Below are 23345 nucleotides of genomic sequence, written 5' to 3'. Positions count from 1 at the left end.
GGTACTGTTAAAGCGCTTAAAGAACGAAAGTGCTTAAGGAACGATCGTGGATCAGCAAGCGTAGCGAGCCGGTCAAGTTTGCGTCGATAAGCGGAGCCGTACGGACGTACGGTGAGCATCGCAGACGCAAAATTGCCCGGCGCAGCAGCTTGATGACCGCGATCAGAGCTTCCTGTCTTTTTGCCAGGAGAGGTCTACTATGCTGCGCACTTCAAACGGCTTGCCGTCCTTGGTCTTCAGCGAACCCTGCGCTTGCAGGATGTCGGCGATCTCCTGCATGCGGCTCTGTTCCTTGTCGTTCAGCTTGGCGTTGAAAGTCTGGCTCTTGATGGCGTCGCGGATCACATCTTCGCGCAGCACCTCGCCGTGCTTCAGGGTCTTCAGTGTCGGTTCGGCGATGAAGTAGCCGGCGATCAGCTTGGCGGCATCGGCAGGTTTTTTCTTCAGCAGTTCAATTGCATCGCGTTGCGCATCGAGCGACTTCCACACGGCGGCGCGACGATTCTTCAGCGTTTCACCGGAAGTGATCACCACCATGCATGGGAAAGGCCAGACTTCGCCGATTTCATAAATTTGCTTGACCGGTGCGATCAGTTGCGCGATGCGCGCTTGCGGCTCGAACAGGAAAGCAGCATCGACGCGCTTGCCGACCAGCGACTGCACCGCAACTTGCGGGCTGACACCAAGCACGTTGACGTCGTCCGGCTTCAGGCCGGCATCACGGAATACGACACCCTTCAACACCACGTCTGCGGTGCTGCCTTCGGCTTGCGACGCCAGATTCTTGCCTTTGAGGTCGGCGACTTTGTTGATGTGCGCATCTTCACGCGCGACGATAGCGTGATAGCCGAGCTGCGCACCGCTGACGACTTTGAGGTCAGCGCCTTTGGATGCCCATGCCACGGCGTTGGTGAAACCGAATACGCCGCTGTCGAGCTGACCGCCGACGATGGCCTTGATCAGGTCCGTACCGGATTTGAATTCGATCAGTTCAACGTCGAGGCCGTATTTCTTGTACAGGCCGGCTTCATAGGCCGCCATTGCTTGCGCATCGTCCATGACGCGCAGATAGCCGATCTTGAATTTTTCGAGCGCCATGGCCGGTGCGGAAAACACCAGAGCCGCCAATGCAGGAACCAACAGTCGTTTCAGTTTCATATCCCAACCTCTTCTATTGTTTTGGCAAACTCGTCCTGTTCGGCGTGGATGCCGAGCAGGCAGAGAATTTCGCGACGGATCGCCGAGAACTCCGACAGATCGTGTGTCTTTTCGTGATGCACCAGATTGAATTCTTTGAGTACGGTGGCCGGACGCGCGCTGAACACGAAGATGCGGTCGGCCAGGAACAGCGCCTCGTCGACATCGTGTGTGACCAGCAGGACGGTCGGCGCCTTGCCCTGCACTTCGGAGCGGATCAGGTTGCGCAATGCGTCCTGCAAGGTCATGCGCGTGAGCGCGTCGAGCGCGCCGAAGGGTTCGTCCAGCAACAGCGCTTTCGGTTGCGAAATGAAGGCGCGGGCCAGTGCAGCGCGTTGGCGCATACCGCCGGAGACCTGATGCGGGTAGTAGGCTTCAAAGCCGGACAGATTGACCTTGGCCAGCCATTCGCGCGCCTGCGCGGCGGCAGTTTTTTTATCGACTTTCTGGAATTCCAGCGCCAATGCGACGTTCTGCTCCAGCGTCAGCCAGGGATAGAGCGCGTTCTCCTGGAACATCAGCGTGCGTTCCGGATGCGGGCCGGTCACCGGCTTACCGTCGGCGAGAATGGAACCGGAACTTGGCGTTTCCAGACCGGCCGCGATATGCAGCAGCGTCGATTTGCCGCAGCCGGACGGACCGACCAGCGCGACCAGTTCGCCCTGCTCGATGTCGCGGGTGAAGCCGTCAATGACGTGCAGCCCGGAGAAACTCTTTTGTATGTCTTTAAAGGATAGCTTCATGAATAGGTACGTTGCAGTTGCCTTGCCGACGCGTTGCAGTGAAGACAACTTTGCACGGACTTTCAGACGGTAGGATGCGACTTTACTGACATCGTGCTGACCGGACAACAATTTAAAAGACGTATGCTTATACGAAAAACAAATAAGCATAGTCTTCCGGTGATATTTATTTTCTTTATGGCAATGTTTTCAGGAGCGCCTCAACCGTCGGGTAACGCAGCCGCACGCCCAGCTCAAGATGCAGACGGTCGTTGCGCAGGCGACGCGATTCCGACATGAAGGACAACATCATCGGCGACACCTGCTGCTGCAGTTCGCTGCGCGGCAGGCGCGGCGGCGGCAGCAGATTGAAGGTGCGCGCCACGGCGTCGAAGTAATCCCCCATCTTCATTTCGGAATTATCGACCGCGTGATACACGCGCAGCGGCCGGGCACGGTCGATGGCGGCCAGTGCAATCATGGCCAGATCGTCGGCATGGATGTGGTTGGTGTAGACGTCGTCTTCGGCGGTCAGAGCCGGGGTACCCTTTTGCAGGCGCTCCAGCGGCAAACGGTCTTGCGCATAAATGCCGGGCACGCGCAGGATCGCCAGCCGGCTGCCGGAACGCCTCGCCCAGGCGCGCAGGACGCTTTCGGCGTCGACCCGGCGCTGCGCGCGCGCATTGGTGGGACGGGTGGCGCGCGTCTCATCGAAGCTGGCGCCGCCGCAATCGCCGTAGACGCCGGTGGTGCTGATATAAACGAGAGTCGCCCGGTCAGGTAAAATGGCGGCCAAATTGCGGGTGCGGCGGTCTTTTCCGCCCGCAGATTGCGGCGGAGCAAGATGCACGACGACACGCGCCAGTCGTGCGAGACGGCCTAGCGTGGCGGGCTCATCGAGATTAGCGACAATGGGGACAGCCCCGGCGGAGCGCAGCTCTTCGCAGCGCTCCGGCTTGCTGGTGACGACGATCACGCGAAAACGCTCACGCACCAGCGGCAGCATGCGCATGCCGACGTCGCCGCAACCCAGCATCAACAGACGCGGCTTGCCGATTTTTTTTACTTTATTGTTCATTGTCAGGATTGTATGAGTTTTCAAGTTACCGTTCAGCCCAGCGGCCATCAGTTTACCTGTGACGAAGGCGAAACCATCCTTACCGCCGCGATTCGCGCCGGCGTCGGCCTGCCTTACGGTTGCAAGAACGGCGCATGCAGCTCCTGCAAAGGCAAGCTGGTCGAAGGCAGCGTAACCCACGGTCCGCATCAGGAACGCGCCCTGTCGGCGCAGGACGAGAGCCTGGGCTTCTCGCTGTTCTGCTGCGCCAAGCCGAATTCGGACGTCGTCATCGAAGCGCGCGAAGTGGCCGGCATCGGCGACTTCCCGGTCAAGAAAATGCCGGTACGCGTGGCCAAGCTGGACAAGGTCGCCGACGACGTCATCATCCTCTCGCTGCAACTTCCGGCCAACGATCGCCTGCAATACAAGGCCGGCCAGTACGTCGAGTTCATGCTGCGCGACGGCAAGCGCCGCAGCTACAGCATGGCCAATGCGCCGCACAAGGATGAGCATCTGACGCTGCACATCCGCCACATGCCGGGCGGCCTGTTCACCGACCAGGTGTTTTCGACATTGAAAGAACGCGACATCCTGCGTTTCGAAGGCCCGCTGGGTACTTTCTTCCTGCGCGAAGATTCCGACAAGCCTATCGTGCTGCTGGCTTCGGGTACCGGCTTCGCGCCGATCAAGGCAATCGTGGAGCAGCTGGAACACAGCAAGTCGACGCGTCCGGTCACGCTGTACTGGGGCGGCCGCCGTCCACAGGATCTGTATATGGACGAGCTGTGCCAGAGCTGGGCGCAAACGCTGCCCAACTTCAAGTACGTGCCGGTGATTTCCAACGCCCAGCCGGAAGACAACTGGAGCGGCCGCAGCGGCTTCGTCCATCAGGCGGTGATCGACGACCAGCCGGATCTGTCGGGTTATCAGGTCTATGCCTGCGGCGCGCCCATCGTGGTGGAATCGGCGCAGCGCGACTTTGTCGCTAGCTGCGGCTTGCCGGACGACGAGTTCTACGCCGACTCCTTTACCTCGGCGGCGGACCTGGCGACGGTTCAGTAAACCAGAGGCGACGCATGTTGCAAAGTGGTGAGCATTCAAAAAATCAGGATGAATTTGCACCAAATTAGTTTTGACGCATCGCGCAAAACGTCCTAATATTGACCGCATGAACGCTACTACTATTTCCTTGCGACGCCGCAGCCAACCTCAACGAGGTTTGCCGTGCGCGTGAGTTGATATTGGTCACGAAGCCACAGGCAATCCCTGTGGCTTTTTTTTATCGTTTTTTTCGAGTTCATTATTACAGTTCGGTTACCGCCGCCTTTCACGCAGCTTCTTTACCACTCATGCAGGAGTCATTCAATGGAATTCAACGAGTTCGCCATCAACAAGCTGATGTATGTCACCAACCGCCCTGAAATCGTCTTCACCGAAGGCAGCGGCATGTGGATGACCGACCATACCGGCAAGCGATATCTGGATTACCTGCAAGGCTGGGCCGTCAACGCGCTGGGCCACGCGCCCAAATGCATCGAAGAAGCACTGGTCGCACAGAGCAAGAAGCTGATCAACCCGTCGCCGGCCTTCTACAATGCGCCGTCGATCGAGCTGGCCAACCTGCTGACCGAGAATTCCGTATTCGACCGTGTGTTCTTCGCCAACAGCGGCGCCGAAGCCAACGAAGGCGCCATCAAGCTGGCCCGCAAATGGGGCAAGGTCAACAAGAACAGCGCCGGTGAAGACCGTTTTGAAATCATCACTTTCAACCACAGCTTCCACGGCCGCACCATTGCGACCATGTCGGCCAGCGGCAAGCCGGGCTGGGACACCATGTTCGCACCGCAAGTACCGGGCTTCCTGAAGGCCGAGCTGAATGACCTGGCCAGCGTCGAGCGCCTGATCAGCAAGAAGACCGTCGCCGTCATGCTGGAACCGGTGCAAGGCGAAGGCGGCGTGATTCCTGCCACGCGTGAATTCATGCAAGGCCTGCGCCGCCTGACCAAGAACGCCAATCTTCTGCTCATCGTCGATGAAGTGCAGACCGGCGTCGGCCGCACCGGCGAACTGTTCGCTTATCAATTGTCGGGCATCGAACCGGACATCATGACGCTGGGCAAAGGCATCGGCGGCGGCGTGCCGCTGGCGGCTCTGCTGGCGCGTGAAGAAATCGCCTGCTTCGAAGCCGGCGAACAAGGCGGCACCTACAACGGCAACCCGCTGATGACCGCCGTCGGCGCTGCCGTGATCAAGGAATTGCTCAAGCCCGACTTCCTGCCGACCGTCAAGGCGACCGGCGAGTATCTGAGCGCCCAGTTGATCAAGCTGTCGGACAAGCATGGCTTCGAGGGCGAGCGTGGTGAAGGCTTGCTGCGCGCGCTGAAGCTGGGCAAAGACATCGGTCCGCAAATCGTCGAAGCGGCACGCGACCTGCAACCGCTCGGCCTGCTGCTGAACTCGCCGCGTCCGAACCTGCTGCGCTTCATGCCGTCGCTGAACGTGACCAGGGATGAAATCGACCAGATGCTGACCATGCTGGAAGGCGTGCTGGTTCAACTGGGTCATTGATTCAGGGTCGCTGAGGATGCGCAGCATCTGCTCACCGAACACGCTGCACGCTTTTGCCGCCTGCTGCATCGCCGTCCTGTTGACGGCCTGCGGCAGCGCGCCGATGCGTGCGCCGGACGCGTCAACGCCGGCGGCGACACCGGCGCCGACCGACGTCCGCTCGGAAGCTGCGACCGAACACGGCAGCGAAATCGCCATCTACGCGCTCGACATGATCGGCACCGGCTACCGCTTCGGCGGCAAGAATCCGGATGCCGGCTTCGATTGCAGCGGTATGGTGTCGTATATCTTCAATCGTGCGGCGGGCCTCAAGCTGACCGGCAGTGCAGCCGACATGGCGCGTCAGGGACGCAAGATCGACAAGTCCAATTTGAGACCGGGAGATCTGGTGTTCTTCAACACGCTCAACCGGCCGTTCTCGCATGTCGGGATTTACATCGGCGACGGACGTTTCGTCCATGCCCCGTCGGGCAACGGCAAGGTGCATATCTCGCGCATGGACAATCCTTACTTCGCGCCGCGTTTTGAAATGGCGCGGGCATACTTTAACTAAAAGCGTCAACTGAACGTCGTCAACCTAATATTCAAAGGCGGGATGCACATGGACCACCACAAAGGCAGTTGTCATTGCGGCCAGGTCCGCTTCGAAGCCGATGTCGACATCGAACGCATCACCGTTTGCAACTGTTCCATCTGTACCAAAAAAGGATTTCTGCACCATCGCGTGCAGCCTGAGAATTTTCGCCTGGTTGCCGGTACGGACATATTGGCGACCTATCAGTTCGGCACCATGGCCGCCAGACATCATTTCTGCCCGACCTGCGGCGTACACGTCTTCACACGGCCGCGCGCTGCGCCTGAGCTTTACACCATCAATGTCCGCTGTCTCGATGATATCGATCTGAATAGCGACAAGCTGACTTTCGTCGACTTCGACGGACGCAACTGGGACAAGAATGTCGGCAAGCTGGGCTGATGTTCCGCCTGCGTCTGGTTAGCCTCCGGCGCGAGCGCTGCGGCGCCTGGCTGGCGCAACAACCGGCGCGCGTTTGACCGGTGCTTTCAGTGCGGATGTCTTTTTTACCGTCGTCGACTTTGCAGATTTTTTGACCGCGACGTTGACCGCCCTCTCTTTCACCACCGGCTTCTTTGCTGCGACCTTCGCCTTGGCCGCCTTGACGGCCTTCTCCGCTACGACTTTCTTACTGAACAGACCGGCTTGTCCGACCAGGCTGGCGCTATAGCGTTTGAACGCGATATCCATGTGACGCCGCATCGCTGCGCGCGCCATCTCGGGATCACGTGCGCGCAATGCTTTCATCACACGTGAATGTTCTTCGATGGCGTCATTCCACACTTCGATAGTATCGAAGTGGCTGTGCAGACGATTGAACAGCGGTCCCAGACGGGCATCGAACAATTGCGTCACCAGTCCGACCAGCACGCTGTTGCCGGTCGCTTCCGCCACGCGGATATGGAACAGACGATCGGCTTCCAACGGATTGGTGCCGGCGCTGGTGTGTTCGATCATTTGCTGAAAAGCTTCTTCGATGGCGTCGATCTGCGCCTTCTTCGCGTTTTTGGCAGCGGCGTAGGCGACTTCGCCTTCCAGCATGGCGCGCGCACGGATCAGCTCCAGCGGCCCCTCTTCGGTCGACAGGTCGATCTCGCCCTCGGGAGCAGGCGAAGGCGGACAGACATAAATCCCGGATCCCATATGGACTTCGATGTAGCCCTCGACCTCCAGCGCGATCAGGGCCTCGCGCAAAGACGGTCGGCTGACGCCCAATTGCACGGACAAATCGCGCTCCGACGGAAGACGCGAACCGACGGGAAACTCGCCGTCGACAATCAGCTTGCGCAGTTGGTCGCTGATCTGGCGATACAGTCGTTGCGGCTCGATCGCTTCAATTGGCATAGAGGGTTCCGATGAGAATTCTGTCTTTGTCTTGGCGCCGGATTGTATCTCGTATCTCACCTGCAAGCGAACGGTCGGCTTGCTGCCGGTGCAGCAATTTGCAGCTGCACCGGCGTCATCAGGTTCAGTCCGCCAGCGCTGCCGGGAACGTCAAACCGTACTGCTGCGCCGCATCCCGCAACATCGGCGCAATCGTCGGATGCAAAGCAACGCCCTGCTCCAATTGCTGCGCGCGACGCGCCATGCCGCGGTCACCAGGCATGCGCACCTTCTCCACGCCGGGACGCGGGGGATTGGTGCGGCACGCTTCGGCGATGTGATCCATCTGACGCTTGAAGGCCGCTTCACCGCCGAACGCGGCCGGATCATACAAACTCATGAACACCGTGGCGCCCCATCCTGCCGGGGGATCGGCGCGGCCGAAACCGGACAGGCCGCCGGTCAGCGCTTCGATCAGCACCGCCAGGCCAAATCCCTTATGCCCCGCCGACAAACCGCCCAGCGGCAGGATCGTGCCAGGAGGATCCGCGGCGAACACAGCAGGATCGCGGCTCGGATTGCCCTGCGCGTCGAGCAGCCACTCTTCTTCAAACTGCTTGCCTGCTTTGTGCAGGCGGTTGCTCATACCGTTGGTCGTGATCGATGCGGAAATGTCAACCAGAAAAGGCGTACCGGAAGTCGGGATGCCGGCGGCAATCGGATTCGGCGTGAACACTGCGCGGGTACCGCCGAACGGCGCCACGCTGTGCACCGCTGGATCGGAGCTCGACAGCACCATCAGGAAACCTTCTTCGGTGGCGCGCAGCAAATACGCAGCGAGGCAGGCGATGTGATGGCTGTGATGAATCGCCAGTGAAGCCGTGCCCAGCTCACGCGCACGCGGAATCAGCGCATCGATGCCCTTGTGCACCAGCCATGGCCCCGGCAGACGGCGGCCATCCCAGACCAATGCAGCCGGACGATCGGAGACAACTTCCGGCTCGCCGGAGGTGGCCATTGCGCCCTTCTCGATCTCCTTGACGTAAGGCGCCAGCAAAGCCAGGCCGTGGGTGTCGTGACCCAACAGGTCGCCATCGACCAGCGTGCCGGCCACCGACGCGGCAGGCTCCAGCGGCAGGCCGGCCTTTTGCAGCAGTTGCGTGGAGAACTGCTTGAGTTCAACGGCGGAAAAACGTTCAGGTGATGCCATGGAGAAAAACCATCCTTTCATTGCAATAATCGGTCGCGGACAGAGGTCCGCGCAAACTTGAATTCATGGCAGCCCCTGCGCAGATCAGCGTGCATGGGGCAGAAGCGATATCGTCTCGACTCTTGTATTTTTGCCTGTCAAACGCACACAAAGAGGTCATGTGGTCAGACCAGATAAGGAAAAGAATTTCATATCACCCCAGCAGTGTCAAGAAAGAAAACGATGCACGAAAATAATTCACCTACGCCGCAGCGCACCATTGGGCATCATAGAGCGCAATGGAAACACGAGTGATGCATCGACAAAAAGATGTATGACAAATCTGGTATTACCACTTGACCAAAGCGTAAATGCTGAAATAGACTCGCTGACATCTTTTCGAAGCATGTAGTCCGCGACCTATAAAAATACAAGAGCAGATATTGCTCACGGACAGCAACGCAGCACTGGAGACAGGCATTGAAATTCTTAGCTAGCCGGGGGAGTACTTCAACCGTGCCGTGTGCATGGAAGCATGTCGTGTTACAAGCACGTCAACGCGATTCTGTGTCTGCGCGCACTGCTTTTGCGACAAGCACTTATTCCGCCGCTGCGTCCCGCTATACCTGCCGCCTCGGCCACGCCGGCAACGGTGACGCCATGCTGGCGTATCACCTGATGGATTTCTCCCGCTACTTTTTCGACCAAAGCGATATTCGCCACTGATTCTTCCGACAGCCATCCGATTCAGACAGCATTCATGGCCGCTCTCGTCTCAGTAAAGAGATGGACGGGCCACAAGGAAAGAAGGAAAGAACATGAGCGACACCAAGAAATTTACCCGCCGCAGCCAGGCATGGTTCGGCCGGCAAGACCGTGACGGCTTCATCTACCGTTCGTGGGTGAAGAACCGCGGCATTCCACACGATCAGTTCGATGGCCGTCCGGTCATCGGCATTTGCAATACCTATTCCGAACTGACACCCTGCAATTCGCATTTCCGCGCACTGGCCGAACAGGTCAAGATCGGCATCTGGGAAGCCGGCGGTTTTCCGCTGGAGTTCCCTGTGATGTCGCTCGGCGAGACGCTGATGCGCCCTACTGCGATGCTGTTCCGTAATCTGGCCAGCATGGATGTGGAAGAATCGATCCGCGCCAATCCACTGGACGGTGTGGTGCTGCTGATGGGTTGCGACAAGACCACGCCTGCCCTGCTGATGGGTGCGTCGTCGGTGGACTTGCCGACCATCGGCATCTCCGGCGGCCCGATGCTGTCCGGCAAATACCGCGGCGGCGAACTGGGCTCGGGCACCGGTGTCTGGCAGATGTCGGAAGAAGTCCGCGCAGGCCAGATGTCGCAGGAAGAATTCTTTGAAGCCGAAAGCTGCATGCACCGCTCGCACGGTCACTGCATGACCATGGGTACGGCATCGACCATGGCCAGCATGGTGGAAGCGCTGGGCATGAGCTTACCGGGCAATGCCGCGATCCCTGCCGTCGATGCACGCCGCAATGTGCTGGCGCGCAATTCCGGCCGCCGTATCGTCGAAATGGTCAAAGAAGATCTGATCATGTCCAAGATCCTGACCAAGGCCGCATTTGAAAACGCCATTCGCGTCAATGCCGGCATCGGCGGCTCGACCAATGCCGTGATCCACTTGCTGGCGATTGCCGGTCGCATCGGCGTCGACCTCAAACTGGAAGACTGGGACAACATCGGCCAGAAGCTGCCTTGCCTGGTCAACCTGCAGCCGTCGGGCAAATACCTGATGGAAGACTTCTACTATGCCGGCGGTTTGCCGTCGGTGATCCGCGAACTGGAAAGCGTGATCGACAAGAGCGCCCTCTCCGCCAACGGCCAGACCTTGTGGGACAACTGCAAGGACGCGCCGAACTGGAACCGCGACGTCATCCACGCCTTCGACGCGCCCTTCAAACCGGCCGCCGGCATCGCCATCCTGCGCGGCAATCTGTGCCCGGACGGCGCCGTCATCAAACCCTCCGCTGCAACGCCTGCGCTGCTGAAACATACTGGCCGCGCTGTCGTGTTTGAAAACAGCGACGACCTGCACAAGCGCATCGACGACGAAGATCTGGACGTCGACGAAAACTGCGTGCTGGTACTCAAGAACTGCGGCCCCAAAGGTTATCCCGGCATGGGTGAAGCCGGCAACATGCCGCTGCCGCCGAAGGTCTTACGCAAGGGCATTACGGATATGGTGCGCGTCTCCGACGCACGCATGAGCGGCACCGCCTACGGCACCGTAGTTCTCCACGTCACGCCGGAAGCTGCTGCCGGCGGCCCGCTGGCGCTGGTGCAGAACGGCGACATGGTGGAGCTGGATGTGGAAGCGCGCAAGCTGCACCTGCATGTCAGCGACGAAGAACTGGAACGCCGCCGCGCATCATGGCAAGCGCCGAAAGCACCTGCCGATCGCGGCTGGGTGAAGCTTTACGTTGACCACGTGCAGCAAGCCAACCTGGGCGCCGACCTCGACTTCCTGGTCGGCAAGAGCGGCGCCGGCATCCCCAAGGATAACCACTGATTGCATAGGTAAGGATCTGGATTAATTTTTCAACAAACAAACCGGCGGAAGATTCAGGCGCGTTCCTTTCTTGGAAATGACGACCGAAAAGAATGAACTTCCGCCTGCTTTGACTGCAACATACGGAGACATGAAGCAATGAAAGTATTAATTACCGATTACGATTTTCCCGATGTGGAACTTGAACTCGCGCTGTATCGCGAAGCCGGCGTTGAGGTCGTGACGGCACAATGCCGTACCGAAGACGAGGTCATCAAAGCCGCCGAAGGCTGCGAAGGCCTGCTGGTCCAATATGCGCCGGTCAACGCCAAGGTGTTCGCCGCCCGTCCTGAAATCCGCATCGCCAGCCGCTATGGCGCAGGCTTCGACACCATCAACACCGACGACGCTGCCAAGCACGGCGTCTGGGTCGGCAACTCGCCCGACTATGGCGTCGGCGAAGTTGCCACGCATGCGCTGGCGATGGCGCTGGACCTGATCCGCAACATCACCGGCTACGACCGTGACGTCAAATCCGGCCAATGGCATTACACCACCGCAGGCAAGATCCAGCGCTGTTCCGAAATGACCATCGGCATCGTCGGTCTCGGCCGCATCGGCAAGCGCATGGCGCATATCAGCCGCAATCTCTTCAAGCGCGTGATCGCTTACGATCCGCACATCATCGACGGCGACTTCCCGGCCTATGTGGAACGCGTCAGCAAAGAAGAATTGTTCAAGCAGGCGCACGTAGTGTCCTTGCACACGCCGCTCAACGACGAGACCCGCGGCATGATCGATGCGTCGGTGTTGAAATTGATGCAACAGGACAGCTTCCTGGTCAATTCGGCGCGCGGCGGCCTGGTCAATATCGACGACCTGCTGAAGGCGCTGGACACCAACCTGAAGGGTGCCGGACTCGATGTCTTGCCGGTCGAACCGCCGGCCACAAGTTCCGCTATTGTCCAGCACAAACGTGTGCTATTGTCGCCGCACGCCGCCTTCTATTCCGAAGTCGCCGCCAGGGAATTGCGCCGCAAGGCAGCGCAAAACCTGATCGATTGGGACCGCAACGGGCGTCCATCGTATGTGGTGGTTGAAGGCAAGAAGAAATAATCAAAGACCGAAGACAGCTGCATCACAGCCAGTCGCCAGATGCAGCAACACAGCAAGCGCAGCAGACTTAACAGCCGATCTCGCAGCACCCAACAACGAGAGGTATGACTCGCTGATGATGTAAAAATGTTCACTATCGCAATCCTGTTGAATGCATGAGCAGTGATAGTGTGCTGTCACAGTTGTATCTCTCAATGTCGCCGAAAACCACAAAAATCAAACGGCGCATGGTTCGGAATTAAATGTGCAGGGGCCCTCCAAGAAGGGGCTCGCTGCAGACACAAAAAACGAGATATTGAGACGAGGAGCAAGGCATGGCATCAGTTCAGATTCGCGGCATCAAAAAGCAATTCGGCAGCACCCAGGTTATTCGTGGCGTCGACATTGAAATCGAGGACGGCCAGTTCGCCGTGCTCGTCGGCCCTTCCGGCTGCGGCAAGTCAACGCTGCTGCGCATGCTGGCGGGCCTCGAAGAAATCACCGAAGGCGAAATCTCCATCGGCGGCACGGTCGTCAACAACGTCCAGCCCAAGGACCGCGACATCGCCATGGTGTTCCAGAACTATGCGCTGTATCCGCACATGACGGTCAACGACAACATGGCGTTCTCACTGATGCTGGCAAAGAAGGACAAATCCTTCATCCAGCAACAGGTCAAGAAAGCCGCCGAAATCCTCGGCCTGACCAATCTGCTGGAACGCTATCCGCGCCAACTGTCCGGCGGTCAACGCCAGCGTGTAGCGATGGGCCGTGCGATCGTACGCGATCCGCAAGTCTTCCTGTTCGATGAACCGCTGTCCAATCTTGATGCCAAGCTGCGCGTGCAAATGCGTACCGAAATCAAGGAACTCCATCAACGCCTGAAGACGACGTCGGTCTACGTCACCCATGACCAGATTGAAGCGATGACCATGGCTGATCAGATCGTCGTCATGCGCGACGGCCTGGTGGAACAACGCGGCCGTCCGCTGGAACTGTACGACCGCCCTGCCAACATTTTTGTCGCAGGCTTCATCGGTTCGCCGGCAATGAACTTCATCCCTGCCACGCTTCGTCGCAATGCCGACAAGTCCGAAGTCGAATTCGCTGACGGCACGCGTCTGCCTGCACCGTATGCACACCGCGGCCTCGACGGCGTCGATGGCCAGCGCGTAGTCTACGGCGTACGTCCGGAACATTTGAGCATCGGTCCTGCCGGCAGCGGCATGAGCACCAAGGTGGTCGTGGTCGAACCGACCGGCGCCGACACTGAAGTCTATGCACGTTTCAACGACACCAGCCTGACTTCGATCTTCCGCGAACGCCATAACTTCGGCGCGGGCGACACGATCAATCTGGTGCCGGAACACGGCAGCACACATCTGTTCGATGCCGACAGCGGCAAGACGCTGGCGCACGCCTGAGCGGTAAGCGCAAATCTGATTCGCCTTTTTTAAAGCAGTCCCTGTAACACAATCTGTACTACAGCAAGTAAAAATAACAACGCAACAGAGCGGACCCATTCACTTTCATCAGAAGAGAAGGAGTAGGAGACATGACTAAGCTGACCAGACGTGACTTTTTAGCTGCGAGCGCATCCGTCGCTGCAGCATCGACAGTAGCCACCACCAATGCATTTGCCGCACCGGCAGCGCCTGCCGCCACCGGCGCCGGCCTGAAGTTCGACATCGAGAAAGGTGCGACGCTGCGCGTACTGCGCTGGAAGCGTTTCGTCCAGGGCGATGAAGATCTGTGGAATGCAAACGTGAAGAAATTCACCGAGAAAACCGGCGTCGCCGTGCGCACCGACAGCGAAGGCTGGGAAGATCTGCGTCCGAAGGCTGCGGTTGCCGCCAATGTCGGCTCCGGCCCGGACATCGTGATGAGCTGGTTCGATGATCCACAACAATATCCAACCAAACTGATCGACCTGACCGACCTCGCAACTTCGCTGGGCAGCCGTCTGGGCGGCTGGTACGACGTCTGCCGCAAATACGGCACCAAGGACGGCAAGTGGATTGCGCTGCCGGTCGGCGTGGTCGGCAATGCGCTGGTCTATCGTGAAAGCCAGTTGAAGGCAGCCGGTTTCGACGGCGTGCCGAAGGATACTGCCGGCTTCCTGAAGATGTGCCAGGCGCTGAAAGCCAAGAACACGCCTGTCGGTTTCGCACTCGGCAAAGCCGTCGGCGACGCCAACAACTGGGCGCACTGGCTGCTGTGGTCGCACGGCGGCAAGCTGGTCGACAAGAAAGGCGCTGTCGCCATCAACTCGCCTGAAACCCGCGCCGCGCTGGAATACGCCAAGCAACTGTACGCGACCTTCATCCCGGGCACGCTGTCCTGGCAAGATCCGTCGAATAACAAGGCATACCTGGACGGCCAGATCAGCATGACGGCAAACGGCATCTCGGTGTACTACGCCGCCAAGAATTCGACCGATCCGAAGATGCAGGAAATGGCGAAGGACACGCAACACGCCCACTTCCCTGTCGGCCCTGTCGGCAAGCCGACCGAACTGATGCAGATCACGCAGATGATGATCTTCAAGCACACCAAGTTCCCGAACGCCGCCAAGGCTTTCGTGCAGTTCATGTTCGAGCCTGAGCAGTACAACCCATGGATGGAAGCATCCATCGGCTACGTCAGCCAACCGCTCAAGGCCTACGAAAAGAACGCCATCTGGACGTCGGATCCGAAGGCAACCGTGTATCGCGATTCGGCAGCGCTGATGATCGATCACGGCCACGAAGGTCCGCTGGGACAAGCATCGGCAGCGTGTATGGCTGACTATGTGGTGGTCGACATGGTGGCGGAAGCCGCCAGCGGATCGAAGACCGTGCAGCAGGCCATCGACCGTGCAGCGGAACGCGCCAAGCGCTTTTACAAGGCATAACAACCTGCACTTGCCTGCTTCGGTTTCTTGAACCTCCAGATACCGTGGCAGGCAGTGCATGGAGCAAAACATGCGTTCGCACCGGCCTGCGCCGTGCGAACGCAGTCATCACGCTTACCGAGGTCTGCTTATGTTATCCCGTATGCTGAACAACCGTAATGTGCTGGGCATGCTGTTCATGGCGCCTGCCGTATTACTGCTTGTTGTGTTTCTTACCTATCCGCTCGGACTGGGAGTCTGGCTTGGCTTTACCGATACCAAGATCGGTGGCGAAGGCAACTTCATCGGGCTGGACAATTATTCCTTCCTGCTCGGTGATTCGCTGGCACAGCTGTCGCTGTTCAACACGCTGTTCTACACCATTACCGCCAGCATTCTGAAGTTCGTGCTCGGCCTGTGGCTGGCGATTCTGCTCAACAAGAATCTGCCGATCAAGTCATTTTTCCGGGCCATCGTACTGCTGCCATGGATCGTCCCTACCGCCCTGTCGGCGCTGGCGTTCTGGTGGATGTACGACTCGCAGTTCTCCGTCATCAGCTGGTCGCTGATGAAGATGGGACTGATCGATCACTACATCGACTTCCTCGGCGAGCCCTGGCTGGCGCGGATTTCCACCGTGGTCGCCAACGTCTGGCGCGGCATTCCGTTCGTCGCGATCTCGCTGCTGGCCGGTCTGCAAACCATCTCGCCTTCGCTGTATGAAGCGGCGGCAATTGACGGTGCCAAACCGTGGCAGCAGTTCCGCTACGTCACGCTGCCCTTGCTGACGCCGATCATCGCGGTGGTGATGACGTTCTCGGTGCTGTTCACCTTCACCGACTTCCAGCTGATCTATGTGCTCACACGCGGCGGTCCGTTGAATGCGACACACCTGATGGCAACGCTGTCGTTCCAACGGGCCATTCCTGGCGGCTCGCTCGGTGAAGGCGCGGCGCTGGCAACTTACATGATTCCTTTCCTGCTCGCAGCCATCATGTTTTCGTACTTCGGCCTGCAACGTCGCGGCTGGCAACAAGGAGGTGACAAATGAGCAAGAAGTCAAAAGACCTGCAGCAAGAAACGCAGGGCATGGATTTTCTGCAATCGGTGCCGCGCCGCTGGATCACGACGTATATCCCGCTGGGCATCTTCGTATTCGTGCTGCTGTTTCCGTTTTACTGGATGGTGATCACGGCGTTCAAACCTGATAACGAATTGCTGCGCCAGACCGGCAATCCGTTCTGGGTGGTGGCGCCGACACTGGCCCACTTCAAGAAGCTGCTGTTTGAAACCCAGTATCCGGCGTGGCTGCTCAACACGGTGATCGTGTCGGTGGTGTCGACGTTTGCTTCGCTGGCGGCCAGCGTGTTCGCGGCTTACGCCATCGAACGCCTGCGCTTCCAGGGTTCCAAGCAAGTCGGCCTGGGCATCTTCCTGGCGTACCTGATCCCGCCATCGATCCTGTTCATTCCGCTGGCGGCGATCGTGTTCAAGCTGGGCCTGTTCGATACGCGCTGGGCGCTGATCCTGACGTATCCGACTTTCCTGATTCCATTCTGCACCTGGCTGCTGATGGGCTACTTCCGCTCGATTCCGTATGAGCTGGAAGAATGCGCGCTGATCGACGGCGCCACGCGTTGGGAAATCCTGGTCAAGATCATCCTGCCGCTGGCGGTGCCTGGTCTGATTTCGGCCGGTATCTTCGCCTTCACCCTGTCGTGGAACGAGTTCATCTATGCGCTGACCTTCATCTCTTCCTCAGAGGTGAAAACGGTGCCGGTGGGTATCGTGACCGAGCTGGTCGATGGCGACGTCTATCACTGGGGTGCGCTGATGGCCGGTGCGTTGCTGGGATCCTTGCCGGTGGCGGTGGTGTATTCCTTCTTCGTGGAATACTACGTGTCGGGCATGACCGGAGCGGTCAAGGAATAAATTCTTCTGCTGGGCTAGTAAAAAAAACGGCTGGCGTCTTACGATGCCAGCCGTTTTTCATTGCTCTTCTGAATTGAATCAGACGAGCTTTTCTGCGAAGAAGTTCTTCAAGGCCACTGCTGCGCGTTCAGCAGTTTGCTTGTGATAGAAGAAGCCTGGGTTGCTGGCATCCGGATCGGTAAACGAGTGACCGGCCTGACCGTAGTTGACCAGTTGCCAGTCCAGCTTGGCAGCGCTGACTTCATCGATGAAGGCATTGACCATGTCGCGCGGCACCGATGGATCCTGCACGCCGTGCAGCACCAGGATCGCGCCCTTGACGTTTTCTGCGTCTTTGGGATTTGGCGTATCCAGCGCACCATGCAGCGATGCAAACGCTTCCACGGCTGCGCCGGAGCGCGCCAGTTCCAACGCTGCGGTACCGCCGAAGCAGAAGCCGCAAACGCCGAGCTTGCCGCTCAATTTGACCTTGTCCTGCCCCTTGAGCGCTTCCAGCACGGCGCTCATGCGTTTGCGCAATTCAGCGCGGTCTTTCTTCAGCGGGATGATGGCGGCCATGGCTTCGTCGCCATTGGCCGGACGTACGGTCTTGCCGTAGACGTCGCCGACCAGAATCGCCTGGTTCAGTCCGATGGTGGTAGCGGCGACTTCCAATGCCTTCTGGCTGACGCCGAAGAAATTGGGAATCGACAGCACGCCGGCAACCGGTGCGGTGCTCTTCTTGTTGAACAGCAGGACGCTTTCATACTCAACGCCGTCCAGTGCGTGGCTGATCAGTTCAATGCCGAGGTCGGCGGCGGGAATGCCGAATTTTGCGGCGATGGGGGTTGGATCAAATTGGTGACTCATTCACTCTTCTCCTGAGCATTGCAGACTGAGAAAACCACATGCGCGGCCGGTCGGTTACCGCACGGCTGCGCATGGGTCTTCTCGCGAAAAACGCTATCTTTGCATAGCTGCCGAAAGTTTGCTGGCGCGGCGCCGATTGGCACGCTCCATCCTGACAAGCCGTCAGAAAAAAGCGCATAATGCCCCTTGACTTAGAGCGCACTCCAACTCCTAGACTGCCCCACATGACCACTTCCCTGACCATACAACAAGCTGCCGCAAAGACCGGATTGTCGGTGCATACCCTGCGCTATTACGAAAAGATCGGCCTGCTCGATCCCATCGCGCGCCAGGACAATACGCACCGTCTGTTCCGCGAAGAAGATCTGCTCTGGATCGGATTCTTGCTGAAGCTGCGTTCGACCGGTCTGCCGATTCGCGACATGCTGCGCTATGCGGAGCTGCGTCGCGCCGGCAACACGGCGGAAAGTGTGTCTGCACGGAAGGCATTGCTGCAACAGCATGCCCGCACCGTGGAAGAGACGATCGCTGAGCTGCAAAGCAATCTGGCTGTGCTTCATATGAAAGTGAACATGTATGAAGACATCGAGGCCGCGCTGCCGGTGAACGTCGTCGCTCAACCGCAGGAACCAGAGGACGCTTCCCATGAACAACGCAACAGCAAACACACACGCAAAACCGGCGACGCAAGTCGGCACCCGCAAGCTCGGCGCTGACGGCCCGACCGTTTCATCCATCGGCCTCGGCTGCATGGGCATGAGCGATTTCTATTCGAACCGCGACGATGCGGAATCCATTGCCACCATCCACCGCGCACTGGAACTCGGCATCTGCTTTCTCGACACCGCGGACATGTATGGTCCGCATATCAATGAGGAACTGATTGCCAAAGCCATCAAGGGTAAACGCGATCAAGTCTTCATCGCGACCAAGTTTGGCATCGTGCGTGATCCATCCAATCCGGCGGCGCGCGGCGTCAATGGCAAACCGGACTACATCCGCAGCTCGGTCGAAGGCAGCCTGAAGCGTCTGGGCGTCGAGACCATCGATCTGTATTATCAGCACCGTATCGACCAGAGCACGCCGATTGAAGAGACCGTGGGCGCCCTGACCGATCTGGTCCAGGCCGGCAAGATCCGCCACATCGGCTTGTCGGAAGCGTCGTCGCAAACGCTGGAGCGCGCCAGCAAAGTCCACAAGATCACCGCGCTGCAAAGCGAATACTCGCTGTGGACGCGCGATCCCGAGCAGGACGTACTGGCGACATGCAATAAGCTGGGCATCGGTTTCGTGCCGTACAGCCCGCTGGGACGCGGCTTTCTGACCGGTGCGATTACACGTCCGGATCAGTTTGATGCGGACGATTATCGCCGCAACAATCCACGCTTCCAGGGCGAGAACTTTGCGAAGAACCTGCTGCTGGTGGAGAAGGTGAAAGAGCTTGCCGCGCGCTATGAATGCTCGCCGTCGCAACTGGCACTGGCCTGGGTGCTGGCGCAAGGTGAGCATATCGTACCGATCCCCGGCACCAAGCGCCGCAAATATCTGGAAGAAAACAGCGGTGCGCTTGCGGTCACGCTGACGGCATCGCATCTGGAAGAACTGAACCGGCTCTTCCCTGCCGATGCGGCTGCCGGCCAGCGTTACACCGAAGAAGGAATGCGTATCGTCAACGGTTGATTCTGAAACCGTATCTGCAATAAAAAACGGCTGGCATCTTGCGATGTCAGCCGTTTTTCTTTCCGCTTGCCGGCAGTGTCCGGCGCGCGGATTATTTCTTGCGCATCGGCGGCAAGTCGGTGCAGACACCCTTGTAGACTTCCGCCGCCATACCGATCGATTCGCCCAGCGTCGGGTGAGGATGGATGGTCTTGCCGATGTCGACGGCGTCCGCGCCCATCTCGATGGCCAGTGCGATTTCACCGATCATGTCGCCGGCGTGCGTACCGACGATGCCGCCGCCGACGATGCGATGTGTCTCAGCGTCGAACAGCAGTTTGGTGAAACCTTCCGAACGGCCGTTGGCAACGGCACGACCGGAAGCGGCCCACGGGAAGTGCCCCTTCTCCAGCTTGATGCCCTTGGCCTTGGCTTCGTCTTCGGTAATGCCGACCCATGCCACTTCCGGATCGGTGTAGGCCACCGAAGGAATGACGCTGGCATCGAAGTGGCTCTTCTCGCCTGCTGCGGCTTCCGCAGCAACGTGCGCTTCGTGCACGGCCTTGTGCGCCAGCATCGGCTGACCGACCAGATCGCCAATCGCGAAGATGTGCGGCACGTTGGTACGCATCTGGCTGTCGACCGGGATGAAGCCGCGATCGGTCACGGTCACGCCGGCCTTGTCGGCGGCGATCTTCTTGCCGTTCGGGCTGCGGCCGACAGCCACCAGCACCAGATCGTAGACTTGCGGTTCCGGTGCTTTCGCGCCGGCTTCCGCTGCTTCGAAGGTGACCTTGATGCCTTCCTTCAACGCTTCTACCGCGACAGTCTTGGTCTTGAGCATGACGTTGTCGAAACGCTTTTCGTTGAACTTCTGCCAGACCTTGACCATGTCGCGGTCCGCACCCTGCATCAGGCCATCCATCATTTCGACGACGTCGATACGGGCGCCCAGCGTGGAGTACACGGTGGCCATTTCCAGACCGATGATGCCGCCGCCGATGACCAGCATGCGTTTCGGCACCTGGCGCAATTCCAGCGCGCCGGTCGAATCCACGATACGCGGATCTTGCGGGACAAACGGCAGGTTTACCACCGACGAACCGGCGGCGATGATGGCTTGCTTGAACTTGACGGTCTTCTTGCTGCCGTCGGCTGCAGTCACTTCAATGTGATTAGCACCGACGAACTGGCCCACGCCTTGCACGACGTTAACCTTGCGCGCCTTGGCCATACCGGCCAGACCGCCGGTCATGGTGCCAATAACTTTTTCCTTGTAGGCACGCAGCTTGTCGATGTCGATTTCCGGCTTGGCGAAGGTGACGCCGTGCGACGCCATCGCAGCTGTCTCATCAATGACGGCTGCGACGTGCAGCAGCGCTTTCGATGGGATGCAACCGACATTCAGGCAGACGCCGCCGAGGGTCGAGTAACGCTCGACCAGCACGGTGTTCATACCCAGGTCGGCAGCGCGGAACGCAGCGGAATAACCCCCGGGACCCGCGCCCAGGACCATCATGTCGCATTCGATATCGGCCGAACCGCCGAAGCTGGCTGCGACCGGTGCTGCTGCGGCTGGTGCTGGTGCTGGTGCTGGTGTTGCCGCCGCCGAAGCAGCAGCAGCAGCAGGTGCGGGCGCCGCGACCGGAGCAGGTGCAGCCGCCGCATCACCGCTGGCTTCCACCAGCAGTAACACGGATCCTTCGGCAACCTTGTCGCCTACTTTGACTTTCAATTCTTTGACCACGCCAGCTGTGCTGGACGGGATTTCCATACTGGCCTTGTCGGATTCGACAGTGATCAGTGATTGCTCAACCTTGATGGTGTCGCCAACCTTGACCAGCAATTCGATCACTTCCACTTCTTTGAAATCGCCGATATCGGGGACTTTGACTTCGCTCAGACTCATGTCTTTACTCCGTTATGTTCTGTTGTTCGCTCAACGCTATCAGACTGTCGTCCCAGCGAACGCCGGGACCCAGTGACGCTGCGTTGTCAGGCGTGACGCACTGATATGCGGCACGCCCCTGGGCTCCGGCCTGCGCCGGAGCGACGCAATGAATTACAGCAGCGACTTGCGCAGATCACCCAGCACTTCAGCCAGATAAGCCGAGAAGCGTGCACCCATCGCGCCGTCGACCACGCGGTGGTCGTAGGACAGCGAAGTCGGCAGCATCAGGCGCGGCACGAATTGCTTGCCGTCCCAGACTGGTTTGGTGATCGACTTGGACAAGCCAAGAATCGCCACTTCAGGTGCATTGATGATCGGCGTGAAGGCCGTGCCGCCAATGCCGCCCAGCGACGAAATGGTGAAAGTCGCGCCTTGCATGTCGGCAGGCTTGAGCTTGCCGTCGCGTGCTTGCGCCGACAATTCGCCCATTTCGGTAGCGATCTGGCCGATGGTCTTCTGATCGGCGTTCTTGATTACAGGCACCACCAGGCCGTTTGGCGTGTCGGCGGCGAAGCCGATGTTGTAGTACTGCTTCAGGATCAGGTTTTCGCCGTTGGCGTCGAGCGAGGAATTGAAGGCTGGGAATTTCTTCAGCGCCGCAACGCTGGCCTTGATCACGAACGCCAGCATGGTCAGCTTCACCGGCGACTTGGCCTTGGCGTAAGCGTCATTGGACGACTTGCGGAATTCTTCCAGCTCGGTCACATCGGCTTCGTCGAATTGCGTGACGTGCGGGATCATGACCCAGTTGCGATGCAGGTTCGGACCGCTGATCTTCTTGATGCGCGACAGCGGCAGCAGTTCGGTCGGACCGAACTTGCTGAAGTCCAGCGATGGCCATGGCAACAGATCCAGTCCGGCGCCACCACCACTCTTGGCCGGTGCGGAGGCTGCTGTACCAGCGCCGCCGGCCAGTGCCGCCTTGACGAATTTCTGGATGTCTTCTTGCAGGATGCGGTTCTTCGGGCCGGTGCCGACAACGCGTGTCAGATCGACGCCGAGTTCGCGGGCAAATTTGCGCACCGATGGCGAAGCGTGGGACTTGTTGACGGAACCTGGTGTAACGGCTGCGACTGCCATTGCAGGAGCAGCGGCGGCAGGAGCCGGTGCTGATGCAGGCGTGGCTGCAGGGGCAGGGGCAGCGGCAGCCGCAGGTGCGGGAGCGGCAGCAGGCGCCGCTGCGCCGCCGGTGGCTTCCACCACGGCAACCAGCGAACCCTTGGCGACCTTGTCGCCGATCTTCACTTTCAGTTCCTTGATCACGCCTGCGTGGCTGGATGGGATTTCCATGCTGGCCTTGTCGGATTCGACCGTCAGCAGGGATTGTTCGACCTTGACGGTGTCACCGACCTTGACCAGCAGCTCGATCACTTCGACCTCAGCGAAATCGCCGATATCGGGAACGAGAATATCTTGCAGGCCGCCCGATGCCGCGGGCGCTGCAGCAGGTGCGGCCGGGGCTGGCGCAGATGCGGTCGCAGCGGCAGGTGCAGCAGCTGCCGCCGGAGCAGCAGCGGGTGCCGGCGCAGCGCCGGCGCCTTCGGCGTCAACGATCACGACCACGGAGCCTTCGGCAACCTTGTCGCCGAGCTTGACGCGGATTTCTTTGACCACGCCGGCGTGGCTGGATGGAATTTCCATGCTGGCCTTGTCGGACTCGACAGTCAGCAGGGATTGTTCGACTTTGATGGTATCGCCTACCTTGACCAGAACTTCAATGACTTCAACTTCCTTGAAATCGCCAATATCCGGTACTTTTACTTCGATTTGACTCATCTCTTGCGCTCCGTTTGTTCTGGATCCGGTGCGTTGCATGGGGGTAAATGCAG

General features: G+C 59.2%; 21 protein-coding genes. 13 read left to right on the top strand and 8 right to left on the bottom strand.

The genetic code is table 11. The features are described from left to right. Window positions 1-162 precede the first annotated feature (162 nt). From AC1RN6_RS21725 to AC1RN6_RS21715, 3 genes are all read right to left on the bottom strand, one after another. Window positions 163-1158, bottom strand: a complete 996-nt coding sequence (locus tag AC1RN6_RS21725; RefSeq protein WP_493007541.1) for an ABC transporter substrate-binding protein — start codon at window positions 1156-1158, stop codon at window positions 163-165. Then, on the bottom strand, window positions 1155-1940 hold the full coding sequence (locus AC1RN6_RS21720) for an ABC transporter ATP-binding protein (RefSeq protein WP_493007540.1): 786 nt from the start codon (window positions 1938-1940) through the stop codon (window positions 1155-1157). Before AC1RN6_RS21720 ends, AC1RN6_RS21725 begins: the two co-directional genes overlap by 4 nt. A 175-nt stretch (window positions 1941-2115) precedes the next feature. After that, window positions 2116-2997 (bottom strand): sugar nucleotide-binding protein, encoded by an 882-nt coding sequence (locus AC1RN6_RS21715; protein WP_493007539.1) that lies wholly within the window; start codon window positions 2995-2997, stop codon window positions 2116-2118. 12 nt (window positions 2998-3009) lie between these two features. On the opposite strand from AC1RN6_RS21715, the gene AC1RN6_RS21710 reads away from it, so the two are divergent. The 4 genes from AC1RN6_RS21710 to AC1RN6_RS21695 all read left to right on the top strand — a co-directional run bounded on the left by AC1RN6_RS21710 (window position 3010) and on the right by AC1RN6_RS21695 (window position 6523). Continuing rightward, window positions 3010-4041: a CDP-6-deoxy-delta-3,4-glucoseen reductase gene (locus tag AC1RN6_RS21710; RefSeq protein WP_493007538.1), complete on the top strand. Its 1032-nt coding sequence runs from the start codon at window positions 3010-3012 to the stop codon at window positions 4039-4041. Between the two features lie 303 nt (window positions 4042-4344). Further along, window positions 4345-5547 carry an acetylornithine transaminase gene (locus AC1RN6_RS21705; RefSeq protein ID WP_493007537.1) on the top strand — a complete coding sequence of 401 codons (1203 nt, stop codon included), beginning with the start codon at window positions 4345-4347 and terminating at the stop codon, window positions 5545-5547. A 16-nt stretch (window positions 5548-5563) separates the two neighbouring features. Next, entirely contained in the window at window positions 5564-6100 is a 537-nt protein-coding gene (locus AC1RN6_RS21700) for a C40 family peptidase (protein ID WP_493007536.1), read from the top strand. Window positions 6101-6148: 48 nt separating this feature from the next. Then, window positions 6149-6523 (top strand): GFA family protein, encoded by a 375-nt coding sequence (locus tag AC1RN6_RS21695; RefSeq protein WP_493007535.1) that lies wholly within the window; start codon window positions 6149-6151, stop codon window positions 6521-6523. Window positions 6524-6541: 18 nt separating this feature from the next. Here the strand turns inward: AC1RN6_RS21695 and AC1RN6_RS21690 are convergent, their stop codons facing one another. Then, window positions 6542-7465: a FadR/GntR family transcriptional regulator gene (locus AC1RN6_RS21690; protein ID WP_493007534.1), complete on the bottom strand. Its 924-nt coding sequence runs from the start codon at window positions 7463-7465 to the stop codon at window positions 6542-6544. 124 nt (window positions 7466-7589) lie between these two features. Further along, window positions 7590-8654, bottom strand: coding sequence for an Ldh family oxidoreductase (locus tag AC1RN6_RS21685; RefSeq protein WP_493007533.1), 1065 nt, complete (start codon window positions 8652-8654; stop codon window positions 7590-7592). 519 nt (window positions 8655-9173) lie between these two features. On the opposite strand from AC1RN6_RS21685, the gene AC1RN6_RS21680 reads away from it, so the two are divergent. The 7 genes from AC1RN6_RS21680 (at window position 9174) to AC1RN6_RS21650 (ending at window position 17057) form a co-directional block, all read left to right on the top strand. Continuing rightward, window positions 9174-9359, top strand: coding sequence for a hypothetical protein (locus tag AC1RN6_RS21680; protein WP_493007532.1), 186 nt, complete (start codon window positions 9174-9176; stop codon window positions 9357-9359). Window positions 9360-9451: 92 nt separating this feature from the next. Beyond that, window positions 9452-11179 carry an IlvD/Edd family dehydratase gene (locus tag AC1RN6_RS21675; RefSeq protein ID WP_493007531.1) on the top strand — a complete coding sequence of 576 codons (1728 nt, stop codon included), beginning with the start codon at window positions 9452-9454 and terminating at the stop codon, window positions 11177-11179. Between the two features lie 138 nt (window positions 11180-11317). Further along, window positions 11318-12274 carry a C-terminal binding protein gene (locus AC1RN6_RS21670; RefSeq protein WP_493007530.1) on the top strand — a complete coding sequence of 319 codons (957 nt, stop codon included), beginning with the start codon at window positions 11318-11320 and terminating at the stop codon, window positions 12272-12274. Between the two features lie 314 nt (window positions 12275-12588). Next, window positions 12589-13677 (top strand): ABC transporter ATP-binding protein, encoded by a 1089-nt coding sequence (locus tag AC1RN6_RS21665; RefSeq protein ID WP_493007528.1) that lies wholly within the window; start codon window positions 12589-12591, stop codon window positions 13675-13677. 131 nt (window positions 13678-13808) lie between these two features. Next, complete coding sequence (locus tag AC1RN6_RS21660; protein WP_493007527.1) at window positions 13809-15146, top strand: ABC transporter substrate-binding protein; 1338 nt, start codon at window positions 13809-13811, stop codon at window positions 15144-15146. A 130-nt stretch (window positions 15147-15276) separates the two neighbouring features. Then, on the top strand, window positions 15277-16176 hold the full coding sequence (locus AC1RN6_RS21655; protein WP_094566423.1) for a carbohydrate ABC transporter permease: 900 nt from the start codon (window positions 15277-15279) through the stop codon (window positions 16174-16176). Next, entirely contained in the window at window positions 16173-17057 is an 885-nt protein-coding gene (locus tag AC1RN6_RS21650) for a carbohydrate ABC transporter permease (protein WP_050478659.1), read from the top strand. Before AC1RN6_RS21655 ends, AC1RN6_RS21650 begins: the two co-directional genes overlap by 4 nt. A 78-nt stretch (window positions 17058-17135) precedes the next feature. Here the strand turns inward: AC1RN6_RS21650 and AC1RN6_RS21645 are convergent, their stop codons facing one another. Further along, entirely contained in the window at window positions 17136-17906 is a 771-nt protein-coding gene (locus AC1RN6_RS21645; RefSeq protein ID WP_493007525.1) for a dienelactone hydrolase family protein, read from the bottom strand. Between the two features lie 224 nt (window positions 17907-18130). On the opposite strand from AC1RN6_RS21645, the gene AC1RN6_RS21640 reads away from it, so the two are divergent. Continuing rightward, entirely contained in the window at window positions 18131-18622 is a 492-nt protein-coding gene (locus AC1RN6_RS21640; RefSeq protein ID WP_493007524.1) for a MerR family transcriptional regulator, read from the top strand. Beyond that, complete coding sequence (locus AC1RN6_RS21635) at window positions 18552-19586, top strand: aldo/keto reductase (RefSeq protein WP_493007523.1); 1035 nt, start codon at window positions 18552-18554, stop codon at window positions 19584-19586. Before AC1RN6_RS21640 ends, AC1RN6_RS21635 begins: the two co-directional genes overlap by 71 nt. 91 nt (window positions 19587-19677) lie before the next feature. Here AC1RN6_RS21635 and lpdA read toward each other — a convergent pair whose 3' ends face one another. Both lpdA and aceF read right to left on the bottom strand, forming a co-directional pair. Continuing rightward, a complete protein-coding gene (lpdA, locus tag AC1RN6_RS21630) occupies window positions 19678-21474 on the bottom strand; it encodes a dihydrolipoyl dehydrogenase (RefSeq protein ID WP_493007522.1) in 1797 nt (598 codons plus the stop codon). Window positions 21475-21627: 153 nt separating this feature from the next. Then, window positions 21628-23292, bottom strand: a complete 1665-nt coding sequence (gene aceF, locus AC1RN6_RS21625; protein ID WP_493007521.1) for a dihydrolipoyllysine-residue acetyltransferase — start codon at window positions 23290-23292, stop codon at window positions 21628-21630. Between the last annotated feature and the right edge of the window lie 53 nt (window positions 23293-23345).

The sequence above is a fragment of the Herbaspirillum sp. GW822-FHT03A08 genome (assembly GCF_058801885.1).
The sequence above is the reverse complement of the archived record's forward strand: the minus strand, read 5'-3'. Positions and strand labels throughout refer to the sequence as shown.

Excerpts from the sequence above, each read along its gene's own strand:
- AC1RN6_RS21725 (WP_493007541.1), bottom strand. The coding sequence starts at position 1,158 with ATGAAACTGAAACGACTGTTGGTTCCTGCATTGGCGGCTCTGGTGTTT.
- AC1RN6_RS21720 (WP_493007540.1), bottom strand. The coding sequence starts at position 1,940 with ATGAAGCTATCCTTTAAAGACATACAAAAGAGTTTCTCCGGGCTGCAC.
- AC1RN6_RS21715 (WP_493007539.1), bottom strand. The coding sequence starts at position 2,997 with ATGAACAATAAAGTAAAAAAAATCGGCAAGCCGCGTCTGTTGATGCTG.
- AC1RN6_RS21710 (WP_493007538.1), top strand. The coding sequence starts at position 3,010 with ATGAGTTTTCAAGTTACCGTTCAGCCCAGCGGCCATCAGTTTACCTGT.
- AC1RN6_RS21705 (WP_493007537.1), top strand. The coding sequence starts at position 4,345 with ATGGAATTCAACGAGTTCGCCATCAACAAGCTGATGTATGTCACCAAC.
- AC1RN6_RS21700 (WP_493007536.1), top strand. The coding sequence starts at position 5,564 with ATGCGCAGCATCTGCTCACCGAACACGCTGCACGCTTTTGCCGCCTGC.
- AC1RN6_RS21695 (WP_493007535.1), top strand. The coding sequence starts at position 6,149 with ATGGACCACCACAAAGGCAGTTGTCATTGCGGCCAGGTCCGCTTCGAA.
- AC1RN6_RS21690 (WP_493007534.1), bottom strand. The coding sequence starts at position 7,465 with ATGCCAATTGAAGCGATCGAGCCGCAACGACTGTATCGCCAGATCAGC.
- AC1RN6_RS21685 (WP_493007533.1), bottom strand. The coding sequence starts at position 8,654 with ATGGCATCACCTGAACGTTTTTCCGCCGTTGAACTCAAGCAGTTCTCC.
- AC1RN6_RS21675 (WP_493007531.1), top strand. The coding sequence starts at position 9,452 with ATGAGCGACACCAAGAAATTTACCCGCCGCAGCCAGGCATGGTTCGGC.
- AC1RN6_RS21670 (WP_493007530.1), top strand. The coding sequence starts at position 11,318 with ATGAAAGTATTAATTACCGATTACGATTTTCCCGATGTGGAACTTGAA.
- AC1RN6_RS21665 (WP_493007528.1), top strand. The coding sequence starts at position 12,589 with ATGGCATCAGTTCAGATTCGCGGCATCAAAAAGCAATTCGGCAGCACC.
- AC1RN6_RS21660 (WP_493007527.1), top strand. The coding sequence starts at position 13,809 with ATGACTAAGCTGACCAGACGTGACTTTTTAGCTGCGAGCGCATCCGTC.
- AC1RN6_RS21655 (WP_094566423.1), top strand. The coding sequence starts at position 15,277 with ATGTTATCCCGTATGCTGAACAACCGTAATGTGCTGGGCATGCTGTTC.
- AC1RN6_RS21650 (WP_050478659.1), top strand. The coding sequence starts at position 16,173 with ATGAGCAAGAAGTCAAAAGACCTGCAGCAAGAAACGCAGGGCATGGAT.
- AC1RN6_RS21645 (WP_493007525.1), bottom strand. The coding sequence starts at position 17,906 with ATGAGTCACCAATTTGATCCAACCCCCATCGCCGCAAAATTCGGCATT.
- AC1RN6_RS21640 (WP_493007524.1), top strand. The coding sequence starts at position 18,131 with ATGACCACTTCCCTGACCATACAACAAGCTGCCGCAAAGACCGGATTG.
- AC1RN6_RS21635 (WP_493007523.1), top strand. The coding sequence starts at position 18,552 with ATGAACAACGCAACAGCAAACACACACGCAAAACCGGCGACGCAAGTC.
- lpdA (WP_493007522.1), bottom strand. The coding sequence starts at position 21,474 with ATGAGTCTGAGCGAAGTCAAAGTCCCCGATATCGGCGATTTCAAAGAA.
- aceF (WP_493007521.1), bottom strand. The coding sequence starts at position 23,292 with ATGAGTCAAATCGAAGTAAAAGTACCGGATATTGGCGATTTCAAGGAA.